This is a genomic window from Campylobacter showae CC57C, from assembly GCF_000344295.2.
Lineage (GTDB): Bacteria > Campylobacterota > Campylobacteria > Campylobacterales > Campylobacteraceae > Campylobacter_A > Campylobacter_A showae_B.
The window spans coordinates 1-5,493 of record NZ_AOTD01000107.1 but is presented as its reverse complement, the minus strand read 5'-3'; the positions used below and the strand labels follow the sequence as shown (position 1 = coordinate 5,493).

The 5,493-nt window shown below is 37.8% G+C and carries 5 protein-coding genes and 1 tRNA gene; 2 read left to right on the top strand and 4 right to left on the bottom strand.

Going from position 1 to position 5,493, the window contains the following annotated elements; translation table 11 throughout:
- Positions 1–44 precede the first annotated feature (44 nt).
- Positions 45–212 (top strand): hypothetical protein, encoded by a 168-nt coding sequence (locus H740_RS11670; RefSeq protein WP_156318392.1) that lies wholly within the window; start codon positions 45–47, stop codon positions 210–212.
- Positions 213–575: 363 nt separating this feature from the next.
- Here the strand turns inward: H740_RS11670 and H740_RS04060 are convergent, their stop codons facing one another.
- The 4 genes from H740_RS04060 to H740_RS04045 all read right to left on the bottom strand — a co-directional run bounded on the left by H740_RS04060 (position 576) and on the right by H740_RS04045 (position 5,025).
- The gene (locus H740_RS04060; RefSeq protein ID WP_269430623.1) at positions 576–1,313 is read right to left on the bottom strand and encodes a pentapeptide repeat-containing protein; all 738 of its coding nucleotides are present in this window, start codon (positions 1,311–1,313) and stop codon (positions 576–578) included.
- Positions 1,314–1,956: 643 nt separating this feature from the next.
- Positions 1,957–2,475, bottom strand: coding sequence for a translation initiation factor IF-3 (gene infC, locus H740_RS04055; protein WP_002951598.1), 519 nt, complete (start codon positions 2,473–2,475; stop codon positions 1,957–1,959).
- Between the two features lie 172 nt (positions 2,476–2,647).
- Positions 2,648–4,468, bottom strand: a complete 1,821-nt coding sequence (gene thrS, locus H740_RS04050; protein WP_002951595.1) for a threonine--tRNA ligase — start codon at positions 4,466–4,468, stop codon at positions 2,648–2,650.
- Between the two features lie 481 nt (positions 4,469–4,949).
- Positions 4,950–5,025 (bottom strand) — tRNA-Val (locus H740_RS04045).
- 333 nt (positions 5,026–5,358) lie between these two features.
- Here H740_RS04045 and H740_RS11485 point away from each other — a divergent pair.
- The coding region (locus H740_RS11485; protein ID WP_002951593.1) for a twin-arginine translocation signal domain-containing protein at positions 5,359–5,493 on the top strand (135 nt) is incomplete at its 3' end.

Genomic DNA, 5,493 nt, shown 5'->3' with positions numbered 1-5,493 from the left:
TAATAAAAACTACACTATAAGCCGTAACTATAAAAGGCGGTAGCGTGAGTAAACTAATGCCCATGATTAAAATACCGAAAAATTTATCTATCCAGCCGCTTTTGGCATTAAGCATAAAAAACGGCAGCAAAACTATAGGTATAGAATATAGTAAAGAAAAAAGAGCGAATGACGATAAATTTAAGATTAAGGGTAATATCAATTTAGTATAAATAAGGATCGATAGCCAATAAATACTAACACAACTAACGAAAAAATTGGTTATACCGACCAAATTCGTATGATGATCGTTCGTAATCCTATAAACTTTTAATGTTAATAGATCCATCAATTCTCTTATTTCATAGTTTACATTTTGTGGTTTATTTTTTTGCGGATTTTTACTTTTAAAGTAAAGTCTAAGAAAACTTGGAAAATTATATATGACCAAATGCCATAAAAATCTAAGAATATCCAAGGTAAGCGGTAGTAAAAATAGTAAAAAAATCGCCATACAAACCGTAAAAAAGCTCAATATAAGAAATGGTGCGGATATTGTCTTAAATAAAATCCCAATTAATATCAAAGCACATTGCTTAAAATTTCTTTTGTGCTTTATTTCTTTTTTGGTTTGCGTTTTTTTGTTGCGGCGAATACTCAAGATTATTCTCAATTTCTATTTCTTTGCAGTAAAGCTCGTTTCTGTGAAATATAGCTGCATCAAGGTTGCTACCAACACTATTTAGGGTGTATTTGATGAGTCTAAATCCGTCGGGCAAATTATTTATAAATTTTATTTTTTCGTACTTGTCTTGGCTTTGTTTGCAAACTAAATCTTGCAACGATCGGTAACTAAAATTCGCTTTACAGTTAATTAGATTTAAATTTGATCCAAAAATGCAACTGAAAAAATTCATTGGGCAGTTAAATTTAACATTAAAAAAACAAGCCGTATCTTTAAATTTTACCTCATGAAAATTAGTAAAATCGCTAAAAGTTCTGTTGTTAAAATATGCTGATGATTCAAATGTAGCATTACTAAAATCAGCGCGATTAAAACTAACTTCACGATTGTTTGATTTAAAATTTGCTTCGTTTTTAAATGTAGCATTGTAAAAATTTGCTTCCGAACAAAAATCGGCATCGCAAAAAGTAGCCTCTTGGGCAAAGAAAGTTTTATCAAAATTTGTTGATTTTTTAAATTTTGTATTATTAAAATTTGATGCATCATGAAATTCAGCATGAGAAAAACTCACACCCTCATTAAATGTTGCGTTTTTAAAATTTACATTTTGAAACCTTAATTTGTCAAATTTTACCTCTTTATCAAAAATACAATTAGAAAAATCAGCTTTTACTTCAAAATTAGTCTTGAAATATGCAGCACTATAAAATTTTGCATTACTACAATTTAAAGATATGCTATTGTTATTGGAATTATTAGATTTATATAACGTAAAATCTGATTTTTTATTAAAGACACAATCAGGAAAAACTAAATTTGCGCCACTAAACCCAAATCATCTTTAAAAGTGCATTTATTGAAACTACCTCCGCTTCCTAAAAATTGCACTTCATTTTCAAAAGTGCATTTATCAAAATCAAATCTATCGCATCTATAATTGTTAAATAAAATTTTTTGTTTAATGTTTTTATTTGTAATTGTGGCAGAAGTGCTAAAAACACAGCTGTCAAATAATATATCAAATTTACTGTTGCTACTTATAAAAGCTTCAAAATTAAGTATAAAATATTCTTCATAATCTTTTGTTATATATTGTAGATCTTTAAATAAAAAAGTATTGTCTTTTTTATAAATTTTATTCTCTATCTCGCTAAAAACGATGATTTCTTCGATTAATCCTATTTTTTTAAATTTTTCAAAATCATCTTGAGTGATTAATTGGTTGTTATCTAAAATTTGATTTGTTTTTTTTAGTCATGGCTCTAGATTGGAGCGCCTAGACGCTCCGAATTTTAGCCTTTTTTTGGCGTTACCAGCATGTTGATGTAGCGGCCTTCTAGGAGCGGCTCTTTATCGCGGTCGGAGACCTCTTTTACCATCTCCCAGACTTTTTGCAGCATCGCGACGCCCGCTTCAGGGTTGCTCATCTCGCGACCTTTTAAAAATACGCGAAATTTGACGTGTTTGCCGTCTTCTAAGAACTCAAGCGCGTGTTTGACTTTGTAGTTGATGTCGTTTTGAGCGATTTTGACGGAGAGTTTGATCTCTTTTACTTCGATCGTTTTTTGCTTTTTCTTGGCCTCTTTTTGTTTTTTTTCCTGCTGGTAGCGGAATTTGCCGTAGTCCATTATCTTACAAACGGGCGGTTTAGCGTCAGGCGCGATTAGCACTAGATCAAGCCCCATTTTCTCGGCGATTTTCAAGGCCTCTACTCTTGGGATGACGCCGTATGCGGTGCCGTCGTCCCCCACGCATCTCACTTCGCTCGCTCTGATATCTTCGTTGAGCAACACTTCGTTTTCTTTAGCCAATTAGTTTTTTCCTTTAAGTTGAAATTTGTTGATTATATCCAAAAATATTGTGTTTTTATTGTATTTTTCGTAGAAATTTATTGCGCTGTGACAATTTTTGCAGATTTTGGCAAGAGCCAGGCTTAGCATAAAGCCGCGCCTAGCTCAAATTTAGCGGATTTTCGCTTCGATTTCAAAAGCTCACCTCGGCAAGTTTTGATTTTAGAAGCCCTACGAATTCATCCAGCTTCATATCTTTTTGCTCCCTAGTCGTGCGGTCGCGCAGAGCGATGGCGCTATTTGCCACTTCGTTGTCGCCCAGCACCGCGATCATCGGCACACGCTGTTTTTCTGCGGTGCGGATGCGCTTGTTTAGGCTCTCGTTTTTGCTCGCGATTTCGCTATCTACGCCAATTTTGCGAAGCTCTTTGGCGACGGTTTCGGCGTAGTCTAGGTGCACGTCGCTAATCGGCACGATGACTACTTGCGTCGGAGCGACGAAAAACGGCAGCTCGCCGCCCGTGTGCTCGATCAAGATGCCGATAAATCGCTCAAAGCTTCCCAGTAGCGCGCGGTGTAGCATGACTGGCCGCTGGCGTTCGTTATTTGCGTCGATGTAGCCCAGATCAAAGCGCTCAGGCAGGTTAAAATCGACCTGGATCGTACCGCACTGCCATTTTCGTTTTAGCGCGTCGGTGATTTTTATGTCGATTTTTGGACCGTAGAATGCGCCGCCGCCCTCATCGATACCGTATTTAAAGCCGTTTTCGTCAAGCGCTTCTTTTAGGGCTTTGGTCGCCGTTTCCCAAATTTCGTCCCCACCGATAGCTTTTGCAGGCTTGGTCGAAATTTCCATTTCGTAGTGGAAGCCGAAATTTTCCATTATTTTGCCGGCAAATTTTAAAATTTCTAGGATATTTTCTTTGATTTGGCTCGGCATACAAAAGATGTGCGAGTCGTCCTGGGCAAATTCGCGCACCCTAAAAAGTCCGTGCAAAACGCCGCTTTTTTCGTGGCGATGCACGACACCATATTCGAAAAATTTAAGCGGCAAATCGCGGTACGAGCGGATGTCTGACTGATAAACCTTGATGTGGCCGACGCAGTTCATCGGTTTTATACCGTATTCTGCCTCGTCGATCGTCGTAAAATACATATTTTCTTTGTAGTTTGCGTAGTGGCCGCTCTTTTTCCATACGTCGGCTTTTAGTAGCTCTGGTCCACGCACCGGCTCGTAGCCGCGGTCGCGGTGTGCTTTGTATAAAATTTGCTCAAGTTTGGAGCGCAAACGTCCGCCGTTTGGTAGCCAGATCGGTAGGCCGCCGCCCACTTCATCATCAAATGTAAATAACTTCATCTCGACGCCAAGTTTCCTGTGGTCGCGTTTTTTGGCCTCCTCGATGATGCGGATGTGCTCTTTTAGGCTCTCTTTATCGGCAAATGCCGTACCATAGATGCGGTTTATCATCTCTCGCGTTTCGTCGCCGCCCAGATACGCGCCGGCTACTCGCGTTAGTTTAAAGAATTTTAAAAATTTGGTATTTGGCAAGTGTGGTCCGCGGCACAAATCCTCGAAATTTCCTTGCTTGTAGCTGCTGACTTCGCCCTCGGGGATGCGTTTTAGCACCTCTTGTTTTAGTTCGTCGTCTTTAAATTTATCGCTCATAAAGGCTTTTGTGGAGCTTGCTTTTACGATGTCAAGCTTTGCTTCGGCTAGCTCTTTCATCTTGGCCTCTATCGCCGCTAGATCTTCGTCGCTAAGCTTGCTGTTGGCCTCATCGACCTTGAAATCATAATAAAATCCGTCCTCGACGTTTGGTCCGACGAAAAATTTGGCCTGCGGATAAAGCTCTTTGATCGCCTGCGCCATGAGGTGCGCACAGGAGTGTCTGATGACGTTTAGCGCGTCTGGGGAGTTGTCAAAATAAATCGGTTCTGCGGCGTTTTCTCGCCCGTTGATACTCTGGGTATCGACTATGTTTCCGTCCAGTTTGTATGCGATGATATCGCTCATTTTGCGTCCTTTTTATCGAAACATCTTTCTTACGCTGAAAGAATTGGGCTTGATTTTAGCTAAATTGTTTTTAAGCTTTACTTAATGTTTTATTTGATTTGGGTTTAAACGGCGGTCAAATTTGAGTTTTGAATATAACAGAATATATTGATTAAATTTTAAATATTGTTAAAACGGTAATATTATCAATATAATTTATTATATTTTAAGAAAACTATCGCTAATATTTCATCGAATGAATCATGCATTTATCTCGTCTTTGCATTGTTTTGATTCATTTTTCTCCCAAATTGCGCAAAGGAGTGGTTGCCTTTGCGCCTTAATCTTTGAAATTTATTCCCAAAAACCCGCACAAATTTGACGCTAACGAGTTAAAATTTAGAAAATAAATATATTTTGGCTTTAGTTGGCAAATTTGACGTTTGGATTTACGATACGAATTAAGTAAAATTTGATGAAATTTGAATCAAAAGAAGCGAAATGGTGGCCCCGAATGGACTCGAACCATCGACCACTACCATGTCAAGGTAGTACTCTACCAACTGAGCTACGGGACCGAAAAATGGAAATTTACCCAAAATAATATTGAAATTAGCTTAAATTTTGCGATTTTTCGTAAAAAGCAAATTTGAGCGCGGTCACATTTCGTCAATTTTGACCATGCAGGGCAGTCTCAAAATAAAAATACATAAAGATTATATTTTAGTAGAAAAGTCTTGATAAATATTAAAAATAAAATCTCATAAATTCATATCTATTTAGTCAAATTTACATTAAATCCCCTAATTTTAGGGATATTTATGACAGAGCAAATTTTTAATAAAACTCACAGCAAACTCACGATATTATAATTATAATGCCGTTATGATATTTCATCCAAAGGAGAATGTATGCAAGAGCAAATGTCAAGACGCGATTTGTTAAAGCTAAGTATGGCGGGTGCGGGTGCGCTAGCACTTGGTGCCGTAAATGCGCAAGCAAGCGCGTTAAACGCAAAAGACGTCAAATTTGACGAAGAGTGGGAC